The sequence below is a fragment of the Lonsdalea iberica genome (assembly GCF_002111585.1).
GTDB classification, from domain to species: Bacteria; Pseudomonadota; Gammaproteobacteria; order Enterobacterales; family Enterobacteriaceae; genus Lonsdalea; species Lonsdalea iberica.
In genome coordinates this window covers 20355-45655 of sequence record NZ_LUTP01000013.1, presented here as the reverse complement: position 1 = coordinate 45655, position 25301 = coordinate 20355, and the positions used below count along the sequence as shown (strand labels likewise).

The following is a 25301-nucleotide window of genomic DNA, read 5'->3' as shown; positions in this document are numbered from 1 at the left end:
GTTCTTGATCGGCGTTAAATAAGAAAAGGTTGGGGTGATTGTACTTGAAAAATGACGCAGATAAACGGCAGTTAATGGCTTGTATCCTTTTTCTTCATGTTGCTCAATTCTGCACTTGTCATGCTTCGGATTTTTGCGTAGAATTCGCGCCCTATTGTGAATATTTATAGCGCACTTCCAAAATCAATAGGGTGCGCGGAAAGCGGAGTTTTATATGTACGCAGTTTTCCAAAGTGGTGGTAAACAACACCGAGTAAGCGAAGGCCAAACCGTTCGCTTGGAAAAGCTGGAAATCGCAACTGGTGAAGCCGTTGAGTTTGACCAGGTTCTGATGATCGCTAATGGTGAAGACATCAAAATCGGCGTTCCTTACGTCGATGGCGGTAAAATCAAGGCTGAGGTTGTTGCTCACGGTCGTGGCGAGAAAGTTAAAATCGTTAAGTTTCGTCGCCGTAAACACTACCGTAAACAAGCCGGTCACCGTCAGTGGTTCACTGATGTGAAAATCACCGGCATCAGCGCTTAAGTCTTAGGAGAGCGAATAATGGCACATAAAAAAGCTGGCGGTTCCACTCGTAACGGCCGTGACTCAGAAAGCAAACGCCTGGGCGTAAAACGTTTCGGCGGTGAATCCGTTCTGGCAGGCAGCATCATCGTTCGTCAGCGTGGTACTAAGTTCCATGCAGGCACTAACGTTGGTTGTGGTAAAGACCACACGCTGTTTGCACTGTCTAACGGAAAAGTTCAGTTCGAAATCAAAGGCCCTAAAAACCGTAAATTTATCAGCATCGTTGCTGAATAATTACAGTTTTTAAGCCTTATAAAAGCCCTGCACATGTTGCAGGGCTTTTTTCGTTTGGCAATACTGTAAACATCATCCGCTGCGGATAACGCTATGAAACAGAATGCAGGCTTGGGGCTTTCTCTGGCTTTAACCACGGCTGTTTGCTGGGGCGCTTTGCCTATCGCCATGAAGCAAGTTTTGAGTGTTATGGATCCGTATACCGTTGTTTGGTATCGATTTCTGATGGCTGCGTTCGGGCTTTTTATCCTTATCTACTTCAAAGGGACGATACCCCGATTTCGTTTGCTGCGGCGTCGGCGCTGGTGGATATTGCTGCTTATCGCAACTTGCGGGCTGCTGGGTAACTTTGTCCTGTTCAGCTCATCATTAAAATATCTTAGCCCCACCGCTTCTCAAGTCATCGGCCAACTCTCTCCCGTTGGGATGATGTTTGCCAGCGTTCTCATTCTAAAAGAAAAGATGCGGGTGACGCAGGTGATTGGCGCGATCACGCTATTAAGCGGTTTGTTGATGTTTTTTAATACCAGCCTGATTGAGATTTTTACTCGATTGAGTGATTACACCTTGGGCGTGTTATTAGGTGTGGGGGCCGCTACGGTCTGGGTCACTTATGGCGTCGCTCAGAAAGTCCTTCTACGACGTCTGTCATCCCAACAGCTGCTGTTTCTGCTCTATGTACTGTGCGTAATTTTTATTACGCCGATAGCAAAACCCGGCGTCGTGTTTCAAATGAGTAGTTGGCAACTGATATGCCTGTTATTTTGCGGCGTAAACACGGTTGTAGGTTATGGTGCGCTGGCAGAGGCGATGGCGCGATGGCAGGCGGCTCAGGTCAGCGCCATTATTACGCTAACCCCCTTGTTCACGTTGTTGTTTTCCGATTTATTGGCATTGGGGTGGCCTTCGGTCTTTACTCCTCTCTCGCTCAATTTTATTGGTTACATCGGTGCTTTTGTGGTCGTGGCTGGGGCGATGTTTTCAGCGATTGGGCATCGTTTTTTCCCGGTAAAACAGCAGGTAAGCAAAGCTCCGGGCATCAATTCAGATGATAAATGAGCCAGCTTGTCGGTCAATCTTCACGGGTCGTAATGACTGTTTATTTTTAATACAGGTGAAATCTTCGCGCTAAGCAGGTACAATCAGCGCCCATTTTACCGTGATGGTTCTGACTGCGTCGTTTTCAGTGACGGATGGCTTCAATAGCTGTCCTTTATAAAATCAAAGAGTTACGCCAAAGAGAACCAATAACAGTTAAAAAAAGTCAATTATTCTCTATTGGTTTTTTTGCGGAGAGAGTTCATGAAGTTTGTAGATGAAGCCAACATTCTGGTGGTGGCTGGCGATGGTGGTAATGGTTGCGTCAGCTTCCGTCGTGAAAAATATATCCCCAACGGCGGCCCTGATGGTGGGGACGGCGGCGATGGCGGCGACGTTTATCTCGTTGCCGATGAGAACCTGAACACCCTGATCGACTATCGCTTTGAAAAATCGTTTCGCGCAGAACGTGGTCAGAATGGTCAAAGCCGCGACTGTACGGGCAAACGGGGTAAAGATATCACCATCAAAGTTCCTGTCGGGACCCGTATCAAAGATACTGGCACTGGGGAGATTTTGGGGGATATGACCCGTCATCAGCAACGCCTGATGGTAGCGAAAGGGGGATGGCACGGTCTGGGCAATACCCGCTTTAAATCTTCGGTTAACCGGGCTCCTCGTCAAAAAACGAATGGCACGCCGGGCGAAGAGCGCGAACTGCTGATGGAGCTGTTGCTGCTGGCCGATGTAGGGATGTTGGGATTGCCTAACGCGGGTAAATCAACGTTCATTCGCGCTGTTTCTGCGGCTAAACCTAAAGTGGCCGACTATCCGTTTACAACACTAGTTCCGAGCTTGGGTGTTGTGCGTATGGATAGCGAACAAAGCTTCGTCGTCGCTGATATCCCAGGCCTGATTGAAGGTGCTTCCGAAGGCGCAGGTCTGGGTATCCGGTTCCTGAAACATTTGGAACGTTGCCGCGTGCTGCTTCACCTGATTGATCTGGCGCCGATAGACGAATCCGATCCGATCGAAAATGCGAAAGTCATCATCAATGAACTTCATCAGTACAGTGAGACGCTGGCTGAGAAGCCGCGCTGGCTGGTCTTCAACAAAAGCGACCTACTGGACAAAGCAGAAGCAGAGAAACGCGCGCGTGATATCGCCGCCGCGCTGGCTTGGGAAGGTAATTACTACCTGATCTCCGCCGCGAGCCATGATGGCGTCAATGCCCTGTGCTGGGATGTCATGAGCTTCCTGAAAACGCAGCCGAAAATGCAGGCGGAAGAAGAGAAAGCGACACCAGAGAAAGTTGAGTTCATGTGGGATGACTATCATCGCGAACAGCTTGAAACGGTTAAAGACGAAGCAGAAGAAGAGTGGGACGATGACTGGGACGAAGAGGATGATGATGGCGTAGAGATTATCTACCAGCATTAAGCCCGATGTTGTTCACGAATAATAGATGTTGTTCACGAATAATAAAAGTTTGCTTGTTGTATCAGTTACCCTTATCTGCTTATGCAGATAAGGGTGTTTTTTATCTAGGCGCTCACGCGCTTTAATTGTTCTGGTAAATATCCTTGTAGAGTCTGCTCTCAAAGCGAACCAGTGGAACACGACGCGTTTTCTGGTCATCGGCGGAGTACCCGGAGAGATACTGGACGAAGGCCATTCTCTGACCGCTGGACGTCGTGATAAACCCAGCCAGGTTGTATACGCCCTGCAACGCTCCCGTTTTTGCTGAAACCTTGCCGTCTACGCCTGCTTCATGTAATCCGCCCCGATAGCGAAGCGTGCCGTCATATCCCGCCAACGGCAGCATCTTGATGTAGTTCAACTCATTATCGTGCTGAGCGATGTATTGCAGCACCTGCATCATGGTGGCGGGGGCAAGGAGGTTGTGGCGCGACAACCCGGAGCCATCCACGATGATGCTGTTGCCAAGATCGACGCCCGCTTTCTGCCTTAAGATCTGACGCACCGCATCCGAGCCTGCCCGCCAGGTGCCAGGCACATTGAATCGTTCATGCCCGATGGTGCGAAAGACGGTGTCCGCGATCATGTTGTCTGACTTTTTCAGCATGGTGGTCAGGAGTTCATGCAGTGAGGCGGACTGCGTCTGTGCCAAAATTGGTCCCGTTATTCCCGGCCGGGTTTGCCTACGCAGGCTGCCGCCGATACGGATATCCGCTTCCATCAATTCGTCTTTCACGATTGCGCCGGCATAGCTTCCGCCATCCTGAATGGCAAATGCCAGGGGGAGGGGGTCTGGGCGCTGCGTTAAGCAGCCGGTAAGGGTAAAACGATTTAGTTCTCCCGGAACAACATCAAGTTCGCAATATTGCGCATCGGCTGAGCCTTTCGCGAGCGTTCTGACTTCGCTAAACATCTGAACGGGGTAATAAGACGCTACGCGAATAAAAGCATTGTCACCGGCATTAGGGGCGCTGTAGAGCGATACCGAGAAGCAGTTTCTATCGACGATGGCGGCGGCCGGGGGCGCGCTAAAACACTGCGTCATATCGTTCCACGGCCAGCCGGGTGCTTTGTCATGACTGGCGAATACGGAAGTATCGATCAGCACGTCGCCGGTAATTTCGCGGATACCATTTTTTTTCAATCCCTGTACCATGGAACGAATCTGCTGGCGTTTCAACGTTGGATCGCCGCTGAAACGCACGATCAGATTTCCACGCAAAACGCCGTTACTGACAGAGCCTGTGCTTTCCATTGTCGTTATGAATCGAAAGTCAGGACCGAGCTGGAGTAATGCCGCCAATGCAGTAATGACTTTTTGCGTGCTGGCCGGGAGCGCCATTTGTTGGCTGTGATAATCAAGCACGGGAGACGGCGCCCCCACTTTCTGCACCACTAACGCCAGATTGGCGCCGTCAGGCAGGTATTGTATATAGTCTTCTACCGGGGCGGCAGCCGAGGCAGTATGCAGAATACAGGTGCAGAGAAGGCCGGTAACAATAGATGAAAAACGCATAATCTCGGTTTAGCACAGGGTAACGTGTGGCAATACTACGGCCCAAGGTGGGCTAAAGTAAACGATGATCCCCATGGAACTCTGGGGTAAAATACGTATCAAAATGCAAAACTGAGCCTGCCCTGGAAAAATTATTTCCGGGTTGGGCCGCTTTTGTTTGAATTGTCAGGGTACGCTGCAGAAGAAAGACACCCCGTCGCACGTTAATTCTATCGCGTCAGGAAGACGGTGATTTAAGTCCTATGGATTTTTAGAGGTATAGACAATATGAAACAGTTTCCGATGACGTTACGTGGCGCTGAAAAGTTACGCGAAGAGCTTGAGTATCTGAAAATGGTTCGCCGACCAGAAATCATTTCGGCGATTGCTGATGCGCGCGAACACGGTGACCTGAAAGAGAATGCGGAATACCATGCAGCCCGTGAACAGCAAGGGTTCTGCGAAGGCCGTATTCAGGAAATCGAAGCGAAGCTTTCAAACGCTCAGGTGATCGACGTCACCAAAATGGCCGCTAACGGTCGTGTTATTTTCGGCTCCACTGTTACAGTGATGAATGTCGATACAGAAGAAGAACAGACCTATCGCATCGTTGGTGATGATGAGGCTGACTTCAAACAAAATCTGATCTCGGTTAACTCGCCCATCGCGCGCGGCTTAATCGGCAAAGAAGAAGACGACATCGTCGCCATCAACACCCCCGGGGGGCTGGTGGAATATGAGATTTTGAAGGTCGAGTACCTTTGATTGCTCGTGATATCGACAGTATTTGTAAAGAAAAGCAAAAGGCCGCACGCGGCCTTTTCTCTTACCAGAGGTCATGGCACTTTGCAGTCAATGCAAAGTAACCTGAGGTAAAAAATGTTATCGTGGCAATACGATTTTCCGTTCCTTAGCGGCACGATAGAGCACTAAGGTATGGCCAATAACCTGGACTTTGACGGCTTTGGCTTCGCGCAGGATCGCTTCGACGATTAACCCTTTGGTTTCACGATCCTCAGCAGCGATTTTTACTTTGATCAGTTCGTGATGTTCTAAAGCCTGCTCGATCTCAGCCAGTACACCCTCGGTAAGGCCGTTGTTGCCTAACAAGACAACTGGTTTTAATGGATGTGCCAGGCCTTTTAGGTGCTGTTTTTGTTTGTTACTCAGATTCATGGTCTTTTTTGCTTAGGTTGGGATTGAAAACGGGTCATTCTACCGCCATCTCACCATTATCACCATTGTAGAGTGGTTGGTTGGCGCTCAATGAGACGTTTAGTACGACAAAAGCGCTTTAATTAAGAATAGTTGGAAAATAGATGGCTAACAAAAAGCGTTCTGCGAGTTCCAGTCGTTGGTTGCAGGAACACTTTAGCGATAAATATGTGCAGCAAGCGCAGAAAAAAGGGCTTCGCTCACGCGCTTGGTTTAAACTTGATGCGATACAGCAGAGCGACAAACTGTTCAAACCCGGCATGACCGTGGTGGACTTGGGGGCCGCTCCAGGCGGCTGGTCGCAGTATGTCGTCAGTCAAATTGGTGGTAAAGGGCGGATTATTGCCTGCGACCTTTTACCGATGGATCCTATCGTAGGTGTCGACTTTCTTCAGGGCGACTTCCGCGATGAAATGGTACTGAAAGCGTTGCTCGAAAGGGTTGGCGATCAGAAAGTTCAGGTGGTGATGTCCGACATGGCCCCTAACATGAGCGGTACTCCGGCAGTCGATATTCCGCGTTCCATGTATCTGGTGGAACTTGCGCTGGAGATGTGTCGAGATATCTTGGCTCCGGGCGGCAGTTTTGTCGTTAAAGTATTTCAGGGAGAAGGCTTTGACGAGTATTTACGTGAAGTAAGATCCCTGTTTACGACGGTGAAGACGCGTAAGCCTGAATCCTCCCGGGCCAGGTCCCGCGAGGTGTACATTGTAGCGACAGGGCGTAAACTGTAGTACCCTTACGCTATTTTTTAACACAGTTGTAATATGAGGTTAATCCCTTGAGTGACATGGCGAAAAACCTGATTCTCTGGTTAGTCATCGCAGTTGTGCTGATGTCTGTATTCCAGAGCTTTGGGCCCAGCGAGTCGAATGGCCGTAGGGTGGATTATTCAACCTTTTTAACTGAAGTGAATCAGGATCAGGTCCGTGAAGCACGAATCAATGGGCGTGAGATCACTGTGGTCAAAAAAGACAGCAACCGATACACGACCTATATTCCTGTCAACGATCCCAAGTTGCTGGATAACCTTCTGACTAAAAACGTAAAAGTAGTCGGCGAACCCCCAGAAGAACCGAGTCTGCTGGCTTCTATCTTTATCTCATGGTTCCCGATGCTTCTGCTGATCGGCGTCTGGATTTTCTTCATGCGTCAAATGCAGGGCGGTGGTGGCAAAGGTGCCATGTCGTTCGGCAAAAGCAAAGCACGCATGCTCACCGAAGACCAGATCAAAACGACGTTTGCGGACGTTGCCGGATGTGATGAGGCCAAAGAAGAAGTGGCCGAGCTGGTCGAGTACCTGCGTGAGCCTAGCCGTTTCCAGAAGCTGGGCGGCAAGATACCGAAAGGCGTGCTGATGGTCGGCCCTCCAGGTACCGGTAAAACCTTGCTGGCTAAAGCTATCGCGGGCGAAGCGAAAGTCCCATTCTTTACGATTTCCGGTTCTGATTTCGTCGAAATGTTCGTGGGCGTGGGCGCATCCCGCGTTCGTGACATGTTCGAACAAGCGAAAAAAGCGGCGCCGTGTATCATCTTCATTGATGAAATTGATGCTGTTGGTCGTCAGCGCGGCGCCGGCTTGGGCGGCGGTCACGACGAACGTGAGCAGACGCTGAACCAGATGCTGGTGGAAATGGACGGGTTCGAAGGTAATGAAGGTATTATCGTCATTGCTGCAACCAACCGACCTGATGTGCTTGACCCTGCGCTGCTGCGGCCTGGTCGTTTCGACCGTCAGGTTGTAGTAGGGCTGCCGGATGTCCGTGGTCGTGAACAGATTCTTAAAGTCCACATGCGTCGCGTTCCTCTATCACCAGATATTGATGCTTCTGTGATTGCCCGCGGCACACCTGGGTTCTCCGGTGCCGACTTGGCTAACCTGGTCAATGAAGCCGCATTATTTGCCGCACGCGGCAGCAAGCGTGTTGTCTCCATGGTCGAATTCGAGAAAGCCAAAGATAAGATCATGATGGGTGCAGAACGTCGGTCTATGGTGATGACGGAATCTCAAAAAGAGTCGACTGCTTATCACGAAGCGGGCCACGCCATCATCGGACGTTTGGTGCCAGAGCACGATCCTGTGCATAAAGTGACTATTATCCCGCGCGGCCGGGCACTGGGCGTGACTTTCTTCCTGCCGGAAGGCGATGCCATTAGCGCCAGTCGCCAGAAGCTTGAAAGCCAGATTTCAACGCTATACGGCGGTCGTCTGGCTGAAGAGATCATTTATGGTTCTGAGCATGTTTCGACGGGGGCGTCTAACGACATCAAAGTCGCAACCTCTATTGCTCGTAACATGGTGACGCAGTGGGGCTTCTCAGAAAAGCTGGGACCGTTGCTCTACGCGGAAGAAGAAGGGGAAGTATTCCTTGGACGCTCCGTGGCGAAAGCGAAACACATGTCAGATGAAACGGCCCGCATCATCGATCAGGAAGTTAAAGCCTTGATCGAACGCAACTATCAGCGTGCTCGCGAATTGTTGATGGCGAATATGGATATCCTGCATTCCATGAAGGATGCGTTGATGAAATATGAAACCATTGATGCGCCGCAGATTGATGATCTGATGGGGCGCAAGGATGTTCGTCCGCCGGCTGGCTGGGAAGAACCTTCGTCCAACAATAACAACTCTGATGATAGCGGAACGCCTAATGCGCCGACCCCGGTTGATGAACCGGAGAAGCCAGGCACGGGCAACTCTATGTCAGGTCCGTTGAGCGACAAGTAAGCGCGGTGTGACAGCGTGTTGCTGAAACTGACACCAGTAGTTTATAAACCCCGGCTTGCCGGGGTTTTTTGCTGATTACGTCCAGGCATAGCAGCATGGGCGGGCTGTGGTTTTGAGGAAGAAGGAATGAAATTGAACGCTCGGGGATCGGTCATTGATCTCTCCTGCCCGCAGGTGATGGGCATCTTGAATGTGACACCGGATTCGTTTTCCGATGGCGGCCAACACAATACTCTCGATAAAGCGCTGTTTCATGCACAGGATATGGTCATGGCTGGCGCAACATTTATTGATGTCGGCGGCGAGTCAACACGGCCTGGTGCGGATGAAGTCAGCGTCGCGGAAGAGCTGGATCGCGTCGTCCCCGTCGTAGAAGCGTTATCGCAGCGTTTTGAGGTATGGATATCCGTCGACACCTCAAAACCGGAAGTGATCACCGCGGCGGCTGCCGCTGGAGCGCATCTCATTAACGATGTGCGCTCTTTGCAGGAAAAGGGCGCGTTGGATGCCGCCGCCGCGACACAACTGCCCGTATGTCTGATGCATATGCAAGGAATGCCGCAGACGATGCAACAGGCTCCGCACTATGATGACCTGATGAAGGATGTTTTCACCTTTTTTGAGCATCATCTCAGTCGCTGCGCGACTGCAGGAATTCCTCGCGAGCAAATATTACTCGATCCCGGATTTGGGTTTGGCAAAAACTTGCAGCACAACTACAGCCTGCTGGCTCAAATGGAAAGCCTGCATCAATTCGGTTTACCCCTATTGGTGGGGATGTCCAGAAAATCAATGATTGGCCAACTGCTCAATGTTCCGCCTAAAGAACGTGTTTATGGCAGTGTCGCCTGCGCAGTCATTGCTGCGCTAAAGGGAGCGCGAATCATTCGTGTTCATGACGTAAAAGCAACCGTGGATGCTATGCGTGTTGTTGAAGCTACACTTTCAGCTAAGGAATAAAAGATGACGAGCAGCCGTAAATATTTTGGTACTGACGGTATTCGTGGCAAAGTCGGTGACTCTCCCATTACCCCCGATTTCGTATTAAAGCTGGGCTGGGCGGCCGGAAAGGTTTTGGCTCGGCACGGCTCCAGAAAGATCATCATCGGTAAAGACACCCGAATTTCGGGTTATATGCTCGAATCTGCGTTGGAAGCCGGCCTGGCTGCCGCGGGATTATCAGCATCCTTCACGGGGCCGATGCCAACGCCCGCTGTAGCCTATTTGACTCGCACCTTCAGGGCTGAAGCCGGCATCGTGATCTCGGCTTCCCATAATCCGTTCTACGATAACGGCATCAAGTTCTTTTCCATCGACGGCACCAAATTGCCTGACGAAGTTGAGGAAGCGATCGAAGCCGAAATGGAGAAGGCCATCACCTGCGTCGAGTCTTCCGAGCTCGGTAAAGCAAGTCGAATTGTAGATGCGGCAGGTCGTTACATCGAATTCTGCAAAGGCTCCTTCCCGAGCGAGCTTAACCTTAACGGCCTCAAAGTCGTGGTGGATTGCGCCAACGGCGCGACTTATCACATTGCGCCCAGCGTATTGAGAGAATTGGGCGCGACGGTGATCACGCTTGGTTGTAATCCCAACGGAATGAACATCAATGAAGAGTGTGGCGCAACGGATGTAAGACAGCTTCAGAATCGGGTTCTCGCGGAAAAAGCCGATGTGGGCTTGGCCTTTGACGGAGATGGCGATCGCCTGATTATGGTCGACCACCAGGGTAATAAGGTCGATGGTGATCAAATTTTGTACATCATCGCACGCGAAGGCCTTCGTCAAGGTCAGCTCCGCGGTGGTGCTGTCGGGACGTTAATGAGCAATATGGGTCTGGAGCTTGCTCTGAAGCAGCTTGGCATTCCGTTCGCCAGAGCAAAGGTCGGGGACCGATATGTGTTAGAACTGATGCAGTCCAAAGGCTGGCGTATTGGCGCTGAAAATTCAGGTCACGTGATCCTGCTAGATAAAACGACCACAGGGGACGGTATTATCGCTGGGTTGCAGGTCTTGACCGCAATGGCCCGCAACCACATGACGTTGCACGATTTGTGTAGCGGCATGAAACTGTTTCCGCAGGTGCTGGTCAACGTCCGCTTCGCCGGCGAACATGACCCGCTGGAAAGCGACGCAGTTAAACAGGCTGTGCAGGATGCGGAGTTACAACTGGGCAGCCGCGGTCGGGTTCTGTTACGTAAGTCGGGCACCGAACCGCTGATCCGAGTTATGGTTGAAGGTGAAGATGAGCCTACGGTGACGGCTTTAGCCAATGGGATTGCCGATGCTGTGAAAGCGGCGGGGTAATTTCATCTTCTGAAATGGTAACGCCATCGGTGATATTCTTGCATTTTCCAATGGCGTTAATTACCAAAGAATCAGCCAGATAGTTTAAGGCTTGTTGGCGTACTCAACTCTGTTGCTGATTTTTCCTCCAATCAATCATTGCGCGCCAAATTAGCCTTGCTTAGACAGAATGCTTTGGTTAGTATTCAAACCCGCTTTATAAGGGATGGCTTTTATATTCCGACTGCGGATAGCGAGCGGTTTGGCCGCAAGAATTCAGCATCCTCATAAAATCATTGGGGATAAAGTAATAGGTACATCTATGTACGAAGCGCTTTTAGTCATTTTCCTGCTGGTGTCAATTGGTCTGGTTGTTTTGATCATGCTGCAGCAAGGTAAAGGTGCCGATATGGGTGCCTCGTTCGGAGCAGGTGCGTCAGCTACGCTGTTTGGCTCAAACGGCTCCAGCAATTTTATGACTCGGACGACGGCTGTCTTGGCAACGCTATTCTTTGTCATCAGTCTGATTCTGGGCAACATGAGCTCTAACCACAGCCAAAAAGGCAGTGAGTGGGAAAGTTTAAGCCAGCCTGAACCGGCGAAAACTCAGCAGAATACGGCACCAGCTACGCCGTCGAGCGATATTCCTAAGTAATATAGCGTTACCGGCAACCAACATTATTGCCAAAGTAAGAAGTAAGAAATGATGCCGAGGTGGTGGAATTGGTAGACACGCTACCTTGAGGTGGTAGTGCCCAAATTGGGCTTACGGGTTCAAGTCCCGTCCTCGGTACCAATCCTAGAGATAACTTGCATTTTTGCGGTTATCAGCGTAGTATTTGCCACGTTTTCGGACGCGGGGTGGAGCAGCCTGGTAGCTCGTCGGGCTCATAACCCGAAGGTCGTCGGTTCAAATCCGGCCCCCGCAACCAATTAACTTTCCTGTAGGTTTTCTTTCAAAGCTGCTCAGTAAGTTTCTATTGATTCCATAGTCAGTTTTGAAAGAATTCTTAACGGTAAGTTATACCGCGGACATCCGTGGTAATAGGGTCCAGTTGCATAAAGCCCCGTATATCGGGGTTTTTTGTTATCTGACAACAGAATTACTGGGCTATTAAGCCCTTTTTTTATGTCTTGGGGGTGGGCTTGTCCACATTAGAGCAAAAGTTAACAGAGATGATTTCAGCACCCGTTGCAGCATTAGGCTTTGAGCTGGTGGGCATTGAGTTCGTCCGGGGTCGCCAATCGACGCTGCGTATCTATATTGATAGTGACGATGGGATCACTGTTGATGATTGTGCTGATGTCAGCCATCAGGTCAGTGCGGTGCTGGATGTTGAAGATCCGATCACCGTAGCTTATAACCTGGAAGTATCTTCGCCAGGTCTGGATCGTCCTTTATTCACGGCCGAACACTACGTGCGTTTCCTCGGTGAAGAAGTGAGTCTGGTATTGCGTATGGCTGTCCAGAACCGCCGTAAGTGGCAAGGAATAATCAAAGCCGTTGAGGGTGAGATGATCACGGTAACGGTGGAAGGCAAAGATGAAGTGTTCGCGCTGAGCAACATCCAGAAAGCGAATCTGGTACCCCACTTTTAAAGTTTGGATGAGGCAACTAGGATGAACAAAGAGATTCTGGCTGTTGTTGAAGCAGTTTCCAATGAGAAAGCTGTTCCGCGTGAAAAGATTTTTGAAGCATTGGAAATCGCACTGGCAACGGCAACCAAGAAAAAATACGAGCAGGAAATTGACGTACGTGTTTGCATCGACCGCAAAACTGGCGATTTTGACACATTCCGCCGTTGGGTCGCCGTCAATGAAGTGACTCAGCCCACCCGCGAAATTACGCTGGAAGCAGCGCAATTCGAAGACCCGAGCATTGAGCTGGGCGGCTACGTTGAAGATCAGATTGAATCTGTAACCTTTGACCGCATCACGACCCAAACGGCTAAACAGGTTATCGTACAGAAAGTACGTGAAGCTGAACGTGCTATGGTCGTTGAGCAGTTCCGTGAGCAAGAAGGTGAGATTGTCACCGGCGTGGTTAAGAAAGTGACCCGCGATAACATCTCTCTGGATCTGGGTAGCAACGCCGAAGCGGTTATTGGCCGTGAAGACATGCTGCCGCGCGAAAACTTCCGTCCCGGCGACCGAATTCGCGGCGTGCTATATGCTGTCCGTCCCGAAGCGCGCGGCGCTCAGCTGTTCGTCAGCCGTTCTCGTTCGGAAATGCTGATCGAACTGTTCCGCATCGAAGTACCGGAAATCGGCGAAGAAGTTATCGAAATTAAAGCTGCAGCGCGCGATCCAGGTTCACGCGCTAAAATCGCCGTTAAGACCAACGACAAACGCATCGACCCCGTCGGCGCTTGTGTGGGTATGCGCGGTGCGCGCGTTCAGGCCGTTTCCAGCGAACTGGGCGGTGAGCGAATCGATATCGTGCTGTGGGATGATAATCCGGCTCAGTTCGTTATCAATGCGATGGCGCCAGCAGATGTTGCCTCCATCGTAGTAGATGAAGACAATCACACCATGGATATTGCTGTAGAGTCAGGAAATCTGGCTCAGGCAATCGGCCGTAACGGTCAGAACGTTCGCCTGGCATCACAGCTCAGCGGCTGGGAACTGAACGTGATGACGATTGAAGACCTGCAGGCTAAACATCAGGCCGAAGCGCATGCGGCGATTGATGTCTTCACCAAGCATCTAGGCATCGACGAAGAATTCGCCATCGTTCTGGTGGAAGAAGGCTTCTCTACCTTAGAAGAGCTGGCCTATGTGCCGATGAAAGAACTGCTTGAAATCGACGGGCTGGACGAAGAAACGATCGAGGCGCTGCGTGACCGTGCGAAGGCAGCGTTGACAACATTGGCGCTGGCTCGCGAGGAAAGCCTCGGTGACGGTCAGCCAGCCGATGATTTGCTAAACCTGCCTGGTTTATCCCGTGAGCTGGCGTTTGCTCTGGCTGCACGCGGCGTATGTACGCTGGAAGATCTTGCTGAGCAGGGTGTCGATGACCTGACAGATATTGAAGAGCTTGATGAGAAGCAAGCTGGTGAGCTGATTATGGCCGCGCGTAATATCTGTTGGTTTGGCGACAACAACGAATAACGAACTGTAGCAGGAAAGGAACAGCATGACAGATGTAACCGTAAAATCGCTGGCCGCAGAGATTCAGACTCCGGTTGACCGCCTGATACAGCAGTTTGCTGATGCCGGTATAACCAAGTCCGCATCAGACTCTGTGACCCAGCACGAGAAAGAAAGCTTGCTGGCGCACCTGAACCGTGAACGCGGCAGTGCGCCGGGTAAACTGACGCTGCAGCGCAAAACGCGCAGCACATTGAATGTTCCAAGTACCGGTGGTAAGAGTAAAGCGGTACAGATCGAAGTCCGCAAGAAACGCACTTATGTAAAACGCGATTCTCAGGATGGTCAGCAGGCCTCCGAAGAAGAGCTGGCGCGGCGAGAAGCGGAAGAACAGGCACAACGCGCTGCTGAAGAGCAGACTAAACGCGAGGCTGAAGAAAAAGCCCAGCGCGAAGCTGCTGAAAAAGCGAAGCGCGCTGCTGAAGAGCAAGCCAAACGTGAGGCCGCCGACAAAGCTAAGCGCGACGGAGCGGAAAAAGAAAAAGTGACCAATCAACAAAACAACACCATGACCAAACCAGCTCAGGCTGAGAAAGCGCGTCGCGAAGCCGAAGCAGCAGAGCTTAAGCGCAAAGCGGAAGAAGCGGCACGCCAGAAGGTTGAAGAAGAAGCCCGCCGCGTGGCAGAAGAAGCTCGCCGCATGGCTGAAGAAAACGCCGGTCGTTGGGAAAATCAGAAAGACGAAACCGAAACTTCTGACTACCACGTAACGACATCGCATCATGCACGTGAAGCCGAAGATGAAAATGACCGCAAGGTTGAAGGCGAACGTCGTGCTCGCACTCGCGGCGGTAAAGCGACCAAGCAGAAGAAAGGCAGTCGCCTGTCTGAATCTAAAGCCGATCGCGAAGAAGCGCGCGCTGTAACTCGCGGTGGTAAAGGCAAACGTAAACCAAGCACTCTGCAGCAGAGCTTTAACAAGCCTGCCCAGGCGGTCAACCGCGATGTAGTGATTGGCGAAACCGTGACGGTGGCTGAACTCGCGAACAAGATGGCCGTTAAAGGTTCTCAGGTCATCAAAACGATGATGCGTCTGGGCGCAATGGCGACCATTAACCAGGTTATCGACCAGGAAACGGCTCAGCTTGTTGCGGAAGAAATGGGTCACAAAGTGATCTTGCGCCGCGAAAATGAGCTGGAAGAAGCGCTGATGAGCGATCGTGATACCGGTGCCGCTGCTGAACCGCGTGCGCCTGTCGTCACTATCATGGGTCACGTCGACCATGGTAAAACGTCTCTGCTCGACTATATTCGCTCTACCAAAGTCGCCTCTGGCGAAGCGGGTGGTATCACTCAGCACATCGGTGCCTACCACGTAGAAACCGACAACGGCATGATTACCTTCCTGGATACCCCAGGACACGCCGCGTTTACCGCAATGCGTGCACGTGGTGCGCAGGCGACAGATATCGTCGTTCTAGTGGTTGCCGCAGATGATGGCGTGATGCCGCAGACTATCGAAGCTATTCAGCATGCTAAAGCCGCCAAAGTGCCGGTTGTCGTTGCTGTAAATAAAATCGATAAGCTGGAAGCCGATCCGGATCGCGTTAAAACCGAACTGTCTCAGCACGGCATCATGCCGGAAGACTGGGGCGGCGAAAGCCAGTTCGTACACGTTTCTGCCAAATCGGGTACGGGTATCGATGAACTGCTGGACGCTATTCTGCTGCAGTCCGAAGTTCTGGAGCTGAAAGCAATCCGTAACGGTATGGCTAGTGGCGCGGTGATCGAATCCTTCCTGGATAAAGGCCGTGGTCCGGTTGCGACTGTCTTGGTTCGTGAAGGTACCTTGAACAAAGGCGATATCGTCCTGTGTGGCTTCGAGTATGGTCGTGTTCGTGCGATGCGTGACGAGTTGGGACGCGAAGTCGCCACAGCGGGCCCCTCTATTCCTGTCGAAATTCTGGGCTTGTCCGGCGTGCCGGCAGCAGGTGACGAAGCGACAGTCGTTCGCGATGAGAAGAAAGCACGTGAAGTCGCGCTGTATCGTCAGGGCAAATTCCGTGAAGTCAAACTGGCTCGCCAGCAGAAGTCTAAACTGGAAAACATGTTTGCGAACATGAGCGAAGGCGAAGTTTCTGAATTGAACATCGTGTTGAAGTCCGACGTACAGGGTTCTTGCGAAGCGATTTCCGACTCTCTCATGAAGCTGTCTACCGACGAAGTGAAAGTCAAAATTGTCGGTTCTGGCGTGGGTGGGATTACTGAAACGGACGCTACGCTGGCTGCGGCATCCAACGCTATTCTGTTGGGCTTTAACGTGCGTGCAGACGCTTCCGCTCGCCGAGTTGTCGAAGCAGAAAGTCTGGATCTGCGCTATTACTCAGTCATCTATGATCTCATTGATGAAGTTAAGCAGGCAATGAGCGGTATGCTGGCGCCTGAGTACAAGCAGGAAATCATTGGTCTGGCTGAAGTTCGCGACGTGTTCAAATCACCGAAATTTGGCGCAATCGCAGGCTGTATGGTGACCGAGGGTGTGGTTAAACGTCATAACCCAATCCGTGTACTGCGTGATAACGTCGTTATCTATGAGGGCGAACTGGAATCTCTGCGTCGCTTCAAAGATGACGTCAATGAAGTTCGTAACGGCATGGAATGTGGTATCGGCGTTAAGAACTACAATGATGTTCGTTCTGGCGATATGATCGAAGTGTTCGAAATCATCGAGATTAAACGCTCTATTGCGTAATACTTCCATCGCCACACCATTCTACTTTTCCAGTGAGGGGGCCTTTGTGCCCCCTCATTTTTCCGTGAGGTTTATCATGGCAAAAGAATATAGCCGCACACAGCGTGTGGCGCAGGAAATGCAAAAAGAGATCGCCATCATTCTGCAGCGCGAAGTAAAAGATCCGCGCGTGGGTATGGCGACCATCTCTGGGGTTGAAATGTCCCGCGATCTGGCTTACGCCAAAGTTTTCGTGACCTTTCTAAACGATAACGAGCCCGAGCAGGTGAAAACCGGCATCAAAGCGTTGCAAGACGCCTCCGGATTTATTCGCGTACTGCTGGGTAAAGCAATGCGCCTGCGCGTGGTGCCCGAGCTGACCTTCTCCTACGACAACTCGTTGGTTGAAGGTATGCGGATGTCGAATCTGGTGACCAATGTCGTCAGAAAAGATGCCGAGCGTCGCTCTTCTTCCTCTTCGGATGAAGATCGGGAGGACTGATGGGGCGTCCTCGTCGTCGCGGCCGGGACGTTCATGGCGTTCTGCTGCTGGATAAACAGCAGGGAACATCGTCCAACGATGTGCTGCAAAAAGTTAAACGTCTCTTTAATGCTAACAAGGCCGGACATACTGGCGCGCTGGACCCGCTTGCGACGGGGATGCTGCCGATTTGTCTGGGTGAAGCGACCAAGTTTTCCCAGCATTTGCTGGACTCAGACAAACGTTATCGCGTAATTGCTCGGTTGGGCCAGCGGACGGATACATCGGATGCCGATGGTAACGTCGTCGAAGAGCGTCCTGTGAAGTTTACACCCGACGCGTTGGCGCAGGCATTGGATGGATTTCGTGGTACAACCCCGCAGGTCCCGTCCATGTTTTCTGCTCTGAAATATCAGGGACGCCCGCTATACGAATATGCCCGTCAGGGGCAAACCGTTCCTCGCGAAGCGCGTGAAATCACGGTCTATGAGCTGCAGCAGATTCGTTGGGAAGGGGATGAGCTGGAACTGGAGATTCATTGTTCAAAGGGCACTTACATCCGTACGATTATTGACGATCTGGGTGAAAAACTTGGCTGCGGCGCACATGTGATTTATCTGCGCCGACTCCAGGTGGCAACGTATCCGGTAGAACGGATGGTTACGTTGGAACAGCTGCGAGCGTTGGCCGATCGTGCCGCTGAAGAAGAACAGCCAGTCGGCGCGCTGCTTGATCCTCTACTTTTGCCGATGGACAGCGCTGTTCAGGAATTTCCTGAGGTCAATCTGCCGGAAGTCGTTGCCGGATACCTGAAATTGGGACAGGCGGTGCGTGCCGCCAACGCCCCTGATGAAGGGATGGTACGCATTACAGAAGGCGACGCGCGAAAGTTTATTGGTATGGGCGTTATCGACGATGAAGGCCGCGTTGCACCTCGCCGTCTGGTGGTCGAATACCCCGAACCTGAGGTTGTTTGACCGCCTTGCTATCACCTTATACTGCGGGTAGAATAGCGCGGCTCAAGTACCGGGTCGCTGAATTAGAGATCGGCACCCTTTTTATCTTATATAATATTATTGGAGTTCTACTATGTCTCTAAGCGTTGAAGCTAAAGCAAAAATTGTTGCGGATTTTGGTCGTGATGCTAACGACAGCGGTTCTACTGAAGTTCAGGTTGCACTGCTGACCGCACAGATCAACCACCTGCAGGGTCACTTTGCTGAGCACAAAAAAGATCACCACAGCCGTCGTGGTCTGCTGCGCATGGTCTCTCAGCGTCGTAAGCTGCTGGACTACCTGAAGCGTAAAGAAGTAGCACGCTACACCAGCCTGATCGAGCGTCTGGGTCTGCGTCGCTAATCCGACGAGTTTCAGTAGAAAGGGGCCTATTATGGCCCCTTTCTTCTAGGATGCGTTGCTGAAACAGAGTAATGTATTGCTGAAGTAAAAAATGGTCCGTTATTACAGCTATTCGCGCGGCTAATGAGAGACTTTATTCTGCCGAGGAGCAGATTGAAGATTGTCATTAGTCGCGAGGATGTAGTGACTGGATCGGGTGTAAACTGGTCTGTAGCGTCCGAGATAAGTGGCGCAGCAACCCTCTGTGACAAGGATATAATTTTGCTAAATCCGATCATTCGTAAATTCCAATATGGTCAGCATACCGTCACCATCGAAACCGGTATGATGGCTCGTCAGGCCACGGCTGCCGTTATGGTTAGCATGGACGACACCGCGGTATTCGTTACTGTTGTCGGCGCTAAACAGCCTAAACCGGGTCAGGGATTCTTCCCGCTGACCGTCAACTATCAGGAGCGTACTTACGCTGCTGGCCGCTTCCCGGGTGGCTTCTTCCGTCGTGAAGGGCGTCCGAGCGAAGGCGAAACACTGATTTCTCGCCTGATTGACCGTCCTATTCGTCCGCTGTTCCCGGAAGGTTTCCTGAATGAAGTTCAGGTTATCGCTACCGTTGTTTCCGTGAATCCGCAGGTGAACCCGGATATCGTCGCGATGATCGGCGCATCCGCTGCGCTGAGCCTGTCTGGCATTCCGTTCAACGGCCCGATCGGCTGCGCTCGCGTCGGTTACATCAACGACCAGTACGTGCTTAACCCGACCACCGATGAGCTGAAAGAGAGTCGTCTGGATCTGGTTGTCGCTGGTACAGAAGGTGCTGTGCTGATGGTGGAATCAGAAGCCGACCTGCTGAGCGAAGATCAGATGTTGGGCGCGGTTGTTTTTGGTCACGAACAGCAGCAGGTTGTGATTGAGAATATCAATTCTCTGGTCGCAGAAGCTGGCAAGCCGAAATGGGAATGGCATGCGCCAGAAGTGAATGAAACGCTGTACAGCCGTGTGAAAGCGCTGTCCGAATCCCGTCTCGGTGACGCTTACCGTATCACCGAGAAGCAGGAGCGTTATGCTCAGGTCGATGTCATCAAATCTGATGTCGCTGCTACGCTGCTGGCCGAAGACGAAACGCTGGACGAAGGTGAAATCAGCGACATTCTGGGCAGTGTTGAGAAAAATGTCGTTCGTAGCCGTGTTCTGAGCGGCGAGCCGCGTATCGATGGTCGTGAAAAAGATATGATCCGTGGTCTGGACGTTCGCACAGGCGTTCTGCCGCGTACGCATGGTTCTGCACTGTTCACTCGCGGTGAAACTCAGGCGCTGGTGACCGCCACTCTGGGTACAGAACGCGACGCGCAGACCATTGACGAACTGACCGGCGAGCGCACCGACCGCTTCCTGCTACACTATAACTTCCCTCCTTACTCTGTGGGTGAAACGGGTATGGTCGGATCGCCTAAACGTCGTGAGATCGGTCACGGTCGTCTGGCGAAACGCGGCGTGTTGGCCGTTATGCCGAAGGCGAGCGAATTCCCGTACACCGTACGTGTGGTTTCTGAAATCACGGAGTCCAATGGTTCTTCATCCATGGCTTCCGTATGTGGTGCTTCACTGGCGCTCATGGATGCAGGCGTGCCGATCAAAGCGGCTGTTGCCGGTATTGCGATGGGTCTGGTGAAAGAAGGCGAGAACTTCGTCGTACTGTCTGACATTCTGGGTGATGAAGACCACCTGGGCGACATGGACTTCAAAGTTGCTGGTAGCCGTGATGGCGTCACCGCGCTGCAGATGGATATCAAGATCGAAGGCATTACCCGTGAAATCATGCAGGTGGCGCTGAACCAGGCCAAAGGCGCGCGTTTGCACATCTTGGGCGTGATGGAAGAAGCGATCAGCACGCCGCGTGGCGATATCTCTGAATTCGCACCGCGTATTCATACCATCAAAATCAGCACTGATAAGATCAAAGATGTTATCGGTAAAGGCGGCTCAGTCATCCGTGCTTTGACCGAAGAAACCGGTACGACGATCGAAATCGAAGATGATGGTACGGTGAAAATTGCTTCTACCGACGGTGAAAAAGCTAAACACGCGATTCGCCGTATCGAAGAAATCACGGCTGAAATCGAAGTCGGCCGTATCTATCAGGGTAAAGTAACCCGTATCGTTGATTTCGGCGCGTTTGTCGCTATTGGCGGCGGTAAAGAAGGTTTGGTTCACATCTCTCAGATCGCCGACAAGCGTGTTGAGAAAGTGACTGATTATCTGGAAATGGGTCAGGAAGTTCCCGTTAAGGTACTGGAAGTCGACCGTCAGGGTCGTGTCCGCCTGAGCATGAAGGAAGCGACGCCTCAGTCTCAGGAACCTGCGGCAGCCCCAGACCAAGAATAACGGATAATCCTTTAGCAGCTCCTTACCGAGTTAGGGAGCTGCGTGTATGATAGGGAGCGGATATCCTTATAGAAACCGTCGCGGGACAGGATGTTCATCCTTTGTTTGTCTTCTTCGGGAGTGGGTAATGAAGCCTTTCTTGCGCTGGTCATATGTCGCGGCAGCACTCATGCTGGCAGGATGTAGCAGTATGGATTGGCGCAAAAATGCCGTTTTGGCGGTCCCGTTGCAGCCCACGCTGCAGCAGGAAGTCATTCTGGCTCGTATGGAGCAAATCCTGGCCAGCCGAGCGCTCACTCCTGATGAACGAGCACAGCTGTTATATGAGCGCGGAGTGCTGTATGATAGCTTAGGGCTACGGGCATTGGCGCGAAATGATTTTTCACAAGCGCTTTCTATCCGTCCCGACATCCCAGAGGTTTTCAATTATCTGGGGATTTACTTAACGCAGGCAGGCAATTTTGATGCTGCCTATGAAGCGTTTGATTCTGTACTAGAGCTTGATCCAACTTATAATTATGTGCGTCTCAATCGGGGGATCGCCTTGTACTACGGCGGTCGGTACCAATTGGCGCAGGATGATCTGCTAGCGTTTTATCGAGACGATCCCAATGATCCTTTCCGTTCCTTGTGGCTGTATCTGGTCGAAAGAGAAATCGACCCGGATAAGGCCGTAAGCGCATTAAGAACGCGCTACGAGGGAGCAAAGAAAGGTGTATGGGGATGGACTATTGTCGAATTCTACCTGGGCGATATCAGTGAAAAGACACTGATGCAGCGCTTGCAGGAAGAAGCAAAGGATAACACTTCGCTCGCTGAGCATCTCAGTGAAACTGACTTCTATTTAGGTAAGCATTACCTAAGTCTGGGGGACAAGGACACCGCTTCGGCGCTGTTCAAGCTGACGGTAGCTAACAACGTTCATAACTTTGTTGAGCACCGCTATGCATTGTTGGAATTGGCGCAGTTAGGCCAAGAGCAAGACGACCTATCAGGATCGGACCAGCAATAGCTGACGAACATTATTCAGCCTGGAATCAAAACGATTTCCATCGCCTTAACTGGTGAGGGCTTTTTTGTTCGCTTTTTAATCCAATTTGAGCCGGTTCACACTTTTCAATGAAAATGACTGAAAATTTTCTCGACGAGTTATGTAGACTGGCCGCCATCTACGAGGCACGTGTACATGACTAAGCTTGAAACCTCTTTTGCCGATTTGGGGCTGTCTGCTCCGATTATTAATGCCCTGACCGATCTGGCTACGAAAAGCCTTCGCCGATCCAGGCGGAATGTATTCCTCACCTGCTGAATGGTCGTGATGTGCTGGGTATGGCACAGACCGGCAGCGGTAAAACCGCCGCGTTTGCGGTTCCGTTACTGAATAACCTGAAACCTGAACTGAAAGCACCGCAGATTCTGGTGCTGGCGCCGACTCGTGAGCTGGCGGTTCAGGTATCTGAAGCCTGTAATGACTTCGCTAAACATATGCACGGCGTCAACGTGGTTGCCCTGTACGGCGGCCAGCGTTATGACGTACAGCTGCGCGCTTTGCGCCAGGGACCGCAGATCGTGGTCGGTACGCCGGGTCGTTTGCTTGACCACCTGAAACGCGGCACGCTGGACCTGTCCAACCTGAGCGGTCTGGTTCTGGATGAAGCCGATGAAATGCTGCGTATGGGCTTCATCGAAGACGTAGAAAACATCATGGCGCAGATCCCGGCTGAACATCAGACTGCGCTGTTCTCCGCGACGATGCCGGAAGCGATTCGTCGTATTACTCGTCGATTCATGAAAGATCCGCAGGAAGTGCGTATCCAGTCAAGTCTGACGACGCGTCCGGATATCAGCCAGAGCTACTGGATGGTGCACGGCGTTCGTAAAAACGAAGCGCTGATCCGTTTCCTTGAAGCGGAAGATTTCGATGCGGCGATTATCTTCGTACGTACTAAAAATGCGACGCTGGAAGTGGCTGAAGCGTTGGAGCGCAGCGGTTACAACAGCGCCGCGCTTAACGGCGACATGAACCAGGCCCTGCGTGAACAAACGCTGGAGCGTCTGAAGAACGGTCGCCTGGATATCCTGATCGCAACTGACGTTGCTGCACGCGGTCTGGATGTTGACCGCATCAGCCTGGTTGTGAACTACGATATCCCGATGGATGCGGAATCCTACGTTCACCGTATCGGCCGTACTGGTCGTGCGGGACGTGCCGGTCGTGCAATCCTGTTCGTTGATAACCGCGAACGTCGTCTGCTGCGTAACGTTGAACGCACCATGAAGCTGACTATCCCTGAAGTGGAACTCCCGAATGCAGAACTGCTGGGCGAACGCCGTCTGGCCAAGTTTGCCGCCAAGGTTCAAGTTCAGCTGGAAAGCAGCGATCTGGATATGTACCGTGCGCTGCTGGCTAAACTGCAGCCGCAGGAAGAGCTGGATATGGAAACGCTGGCTGCTGCGCTGCTGAAAATGGCGCAGGGCGAACGTCCGCTGATTCTGCCGCCGGATCCGGTATTCGATCGCCGTCCGCGTCGTGAAATGCGCGATCGTGACGATCGTTTCGAACGTCGCCGTGATAATGCGCGCGACGGTGACCGTCCGCAGCGTCGTGAGCGTCGTGATGTCGGTGATATGGAACTGTATCGCATCGAAGTGGGCCGTGATGATGGCGTTGAAGTTCGTCACATTGTGGGCGCGATTGCAAATGAAGGCGACATCAGCAGCCGTTACATCGGTAACATCAAACTGTTCGGTACTCATTCTACGATTGAGCTGCCGAAAGGGATGCCGGGCGATATTCTGTCACACTTCACGCGCACGCGTATTCTCAACAAACCGATGAACATGCAGCTTCTGGGCGATGCTCAGCCGCACGAGCGTCGTGACGGCGGCCGTGGTGGTCGTTCATTCGGTGACCGTCCTAACGGTGGTCGTCCGGGTAACGGTGGTCGCGGTCGCTCTTTCAGCGGCGAACGTCGTGAAGGCGGTGGTGAACGTCGCGGTAACCGTGCGCCACGTCAGCCGTCCAACTCGTAATGACGTCGGACTAACGTGGTAACACGTATTAAGCCAGCCTTTGGGCTGGCTTTTTTTATGTCAGTCGATCCGCGTTTCCCGCGCCACTTCTTGCTGTAATTCCGCCACAATTTCAAAGGAACGCAGTCTGGCCTGATGCTCGAAGATTGAGGCATTAATCATTAGCTCATCCGCCTGGGTTTGCCTCAGCAGCATCTGTAATCCATGGCGTACCTGCTTGCGATCGCCCACGATGGAGAGTCGCAATGTCTGCTCCACAGAAAGTTGTTCGGCGGGTGTCCAGATGCTATCCATCTCTTGTAGCGGCGCGGGCAGCGGCCCCGGTGCGCCACGGCGTAAATTGATGAACTGCTGCTGTTGCGACGTAAACAGGAAACGCGCATCGGCCATGCTCTCCGCGGCGACGACATTAACGCAGACCATCGCATAGGGCTGCGACTGTTGCTCTGACGGCTGGAATTTTTCGCGATAGAGTTGCAAAGCCTGAATCAGCATATCCGGCGCGAAATGAGCGGCGAAAGCAAATGGTAGCCCCAGCGCGGCGGCCAACTGCGCGCTGTACAGGCTGGACCCCAACAGCCAGATCGGGACGTTGAGTCCCTGACCCGGTACGGCCTGCACCGCTTGATCCGGCTGAGCGGGGGCCAGATAGTGCTGTAACTCTTGAACATCCGCAGGAAAATCATCCTCTCCGCCGTTTAAATGACGGCGCAACGCTATCATGGTGCGACGGTCGCTGCCCGGTGCGCGTCCCAGTCCCAGATCGATACGTCCCGGATACAGTGATTCCAGCGTTCCGAACTGTTCGGCGATCACCAGCGGCGCATGGTTGGGCAGCATAACGCCACCGGAGCCCAGTCGAATATGTTCGGTACCTGCCGCCAAATAGCCGAGAAGAACGGCAGTGGCTGCGCTGGCGATACCGGTCATATTGTGATGCTCGGCGAGCCAGTAGCGATGATACCCCCATTGCTCAGCATGTCTGACCAAATCCAGAGAGCGGTGAAAGGCATCGCGCGGGGTTGCCCCAACAGGAATGGGGGCCAGATCCAGTACGGAGAAAGTAACAGGCTGTTGTGACATAGGTTTGGCTCAGCGGATTGTGGGTCAACCCGTTAGCAGGCTAACCGCAGAATAGTATTGAATGATCATAGTACGTAATATTCAGCGGCAGTAGCGGATGAG

22 protein-coding genes, 2 tRNA genes and 1 pseudogene are annotated in these 25301 nt (G+C 52.1%); 22 read left to right on the top strand and 3 right to left on the bottom strand.

The annotated features are described in order from the left end of the window. Window positions 1-214 precede the first annotated feature (214 nt). The 4 genes from rplU (at window position 215) to cgtA (ending at window position 3280) form a co-directional block, all read left to right on the top strand. Window positions 215-526, top strand: a complete 312-nt coding sequence (gene rplU / locus AU511_RS07085; RefSeq protein ID WP_094100663.1) for a 50S ribosomal protein L21 — start codon at window positions 215-217, stop codon at window positions 524-526. Between the two features lie 18 nt (window positions 527-544). Next, window positions 545-802 carry a 50S ribosomal protein L27 gene (gene rpmA / locus AU511_RS07080; protein WP_026739628.1) on the top strand — a complete coding sequence of 86 codons (258 nt, stop codon included), beginning with the start codon at window positions 545-547 and terminating at the stop codon, window positions 800-802. Window positions 803-895: 93 nt separating this feature from the next. Next, a complete protein-coding gene (locus tag AU511_RS07075; RefSeq protein ID WP_094109226.1) occupies window positions 896-1861 on the top strand; it encodes a DMT family transporter in 966 nt (321 codons plus the stop codon). A 243-nt stretch (window positions 1862-2104) separates the two neighbouring features. Beyond that, on the top strand, window positions 2105-3280 hold the full coding sequence (gene cgtA, locus AU511_RS07070; RefSeq protein WP_085651596.1) for an Obg family GTPase CgtA: 1176 nt from the start codon (window positions 2105-2107) through the stop codon (window positions 3278-3280). Window positions 3281-3401: 121 nt separating this feature from the next. On the opposite strand, the gene dacB is transcribed toward cgtA, so the two are convergent. Further along, on the bottom strand, window positions 3402-4835 hold the full coding sequence (gene dacB / locus AU511_RS07065; protein WP_094109225.1) for a serine-type D-Ala-D-Ala carboxypeptidase: 1434 nt from the start codon (window positions 4833-4835) through the stop codon (window positions 3402-3404). 267 nt (window positions 4836-5102) lie between these two features. Here dacB and greA point away from each other — a divergent pair, with 267 nt between their 5' ends. After that, window positions 5103-5579, top strand: a complete 477-nt coding sequence (gene greA / locus AU511_RS07060) for a transcription elongation factor GreA (RefSeq protein ID WP_026739632.1) — start codon at window positions 5103-5105, stop codon at window positions 5577-5579. 117 nt (window positions 5580-5696) lie between these two features. Here the strand turns inward: greA and yhbY are convergent, their stop codons facing one another. Further along, window positions 5697-5990, bottom strand: coding sequence for a ribosome assembly RNA-binding protein YhbY (gene yhbY / locus AU511_RS07055; protein ID WP_026739633.1), 294 nt, complete (start codon window positions 5988-5990; stop codon window positions 5697-5699). A 143-nt stretch (window positions 5991-6133) separates the two neighbouring features. On the opposite strand from yhbY, the gene rlmE reads away from it, so the two are divergent. The 17 genes and pseudogenes from rlmE (at window position 6134) to AU511_RS06975 (ending at window position 24116) form a co-directional block, all read left to right on the top strand. Beyond that, window positions 6134-6763: a 23S rRNA (uridine(2552)-2'-O)-methyltransferase RlmE gene (gene rlmE, locus AU511_RS07050; RefSeq protein WP_026739634.1), complete on the top strand. Its 630-nt coding sequence runs from the start codon at window positions 6134-6136 to the stop codon at window positions 6761-6763. A 47-nt stretch (window positions 6764-6810) separates the two neighbouring features. After that, window positions 6811-8757, top strand: a complete 1947-nt coding sequence (gene ftsH / locus AU511_RS07045) for an ATP-dependent zinc metalloprotease FtsH (protein WP_072000218.1) — start codon at window positions 6811-6813, stop codon at window positions 8755-8757. 126 nt (window positions 8758-8883) lie between these two features. Further along, window positions 8884-9717 carry a dihydropteroate synthase gene (gene folP / locus AU511_RS07040; RefSeq protein ID WP_094109224.1) on the top strand — a complete coding sequence of 278 codons (834 nt, stop codon included), beginning with the start codon at window positions 8884-8886 and terminating at the stop codon, window positions 9715-9717. Between the two features lie 3 nt (window positions 9718-9720). Next, a complete protein-coding gene (gene glmM, locus AU511_RS07035) occupies window positions 9721-11061 on the top strand; it encodes a phosphoglucosamine mutase (RefSeq protein ID WP_094109223.1) in 1341 nt (446 codons plus the stop codon). Window positions 11062-11362: 301 nt separating this feature from the next. Then, a complete protein-coding gene (gene secG, locus AU511_RS07030; protein ID WP_094100668.1) occupies window positions 11363-11695 on the top strand; it encodes a preprotein translocase subunit SecG in 333 nt (110 codons plus the stop codon). Between the two features lie 53 nt (window positions 11696-11748). Further along, a tRNA-Leu gene (locus AU511_RS07025) sits at window positions 11749-11836 on the top strand. A 59-nt stretch (window positions 11837-11895) separates the two neighbouring features. Further along, a tRNA-Met gene (locus AU511_RS07020) sits at window positions 11896-11972 on the top strand. A 214-nt stretch (window positions 11973-12186) separates the two neighbouring features. Beyond that, window positions 12187-12639, top strand: a complete 453-nt coding sequence (gene rimP / locus AU511_RS07015) for a ribosome maturation factor RimP (RefSeq protein WP_026739639.1) — start codon at window positions 12187-12189, stop codon at window positions 12637-12639. 21 nt (window positions 12640-12660) lie between these two features. Then, window positions 12661-14151, top strand: a complete 1491-nt coding sequence (nusA, locus tag AU511_RS07010; protein WP_094100669.1) for a transcription termination factor NusA — start codon at window positions 12661-12663, stop codon at window positions 14149-14151. A 25-nt stretch (window positions 14152-14176) separates the two neighbouring features. Continuing rightward, complete coding sequence (gene infB, locus AU511_RS07005) at window positions 14177-16882, top strand: translation initiation factor IF-2 (protein ID WP_094100670.1); 2706 nt, start codon at window positions 14177-14179, stop codon at window positions 16880-16882. Window positions 16883-16958: 76 nt separating this feature from the next. Further along, window positions 16959-17363 carry a 30S ribosome-binding factor RbfA gene (rbfA, locus tag AU511_RS07000; protein WP_094109222.1) on the top strand — a complete coding sequence of 135 codons (405 nt, stop codon included), beginning with the start codon at window positions 16959-16961 and terminating at the stop codon, window positions 17361-17363. Beyond that, window positions 17363-18319, top strand: a complete 957-nt coding sequence (truB, locus tag AU511_RS06995; protein ID WP_094109221.1) for a tRNA pseudouridine(55) synthase TruB — start codon at window positions 17363-17365, stop codon at window positions 18317-18319. The genes rbfA and truB overlap by 1 nt, the downstream gene beginning before the upstream one ends. A 112-nt stretch (window positions 18320-18431) precedes the next feature. Continuing rightward, the gene (gene rpsO / locus AU511_RS06990) at window positions 18432-18701 is read left to right on the top strand and encodes a 30S ribosomal protein S15 (protein WP_026739644.1); all 270 of its coding nucleotides are present in this window, start codon (window positions 18432-18434) and stop codon (window positions 18699-18701) included. Window positions 18702-18962: 261 nt separating this feature from the next. Continuing rightward, window positions 18963-21083, top strand: coding sequence for a polyribonucleotide nucleotidyltransferase (pnp, locus tag AU511_RS06985; protein ID WP_094100672.1), 2121 nt, complete (start codon window positions 18963-18965; stop codon window positions 21081-21083). Between the two features lie 127 nt (window positions 21084-21210). Further along, complete coding sequence (gene nlpI / locus AU511_RS06980; protein WP_085651608.1) at window positions 21211-22095, top strand: lipoprotein NlpI; 885 nt, start codon at window positions 21211-21213, stop codon at window positions 22093-22095. A 107-nt stretch (window positions 22096-22202) separates the two neighbouring features. Next, window positions 22203-22277, top strand: a complete 75-nt coding sequence (gene yrbN / locus AU511_RS17990) for a protein YrbN (protein WP_099049240.1) — start codon at window positions 22203-22205, stop codon at window positions 22275-22277. Further along, window positions 22270-24116: pseudogene (locus AU511_RS06975) on the top strand (DEAD/DEAH family ATP-dependent RNA helicase). Before yrbN ends, AU511_RS06975 begins: the two are co-directional and overlap by 8 nt. 60 nt (window positions 24117-24176) lie before the next feature. Here the strand turns inward: AU511_RS06975 and AU511_RS06970 are convergent. Then, entirely contained in the window at window positions 24177-25199 is a 1023-nt protein-coding gene (locus tag AU511_RS06970) for a luciferase-like monooxygenase (RefSeq protein ID WP_094109220.1), read from the bottom strand. Window positions 25200-25301: the final 102 nt, after the last annotated feature.